Below are 294 nucleotides of genomic sequence, written 5' to 3'. Positions count from 1 at the left end.
AAGGCGAGCTGCATCAGCCATTGCTCATGTTGGTTCAGAGCGCGCCCATTGAGCTTGATGCTCAACGATTCCATCCAGTCCTCGAACTTCATGCACGCTCTCCGCGCAAGGGCCGGGCCGCAACGTCGCGAATCCACTTCAGCCGACGCGGGTTGCGGTATTTGACCTCGTGCAAGTACTCGCGAAAAGCCCGCGCCGCCAACGCATCATCTTCGTTCCCGGCAGGCGGCACGAACTCATTGAACGGATATGTATCGTGCAGCCCCGCGATCACGAACTGGTTGATCAGCGCCT

General features: G+C 59.2%; 1 protein-coding gene. It reads right to left on the bottom strand.

Annotated elements, in window-relative coordinates; translation table 11 throughout:
* Nucleotides 1–88: 88 nt before the first annotated feature.
* Nucleotides 89–294 (bottom strand): hypothetical protein (locus AC1RPN_RS08850; RefSeq protein WP_481763819.1); only part of this gene is annotated, 206 nt, incomplete at its 5' end.

This window comes from Dellaglioa sp. CoH-57-MRSF-20 (assembly GCF_056781955.1).
This window is presented reverse-complemented; position numbering and strand designations above follow the sequence as displayed.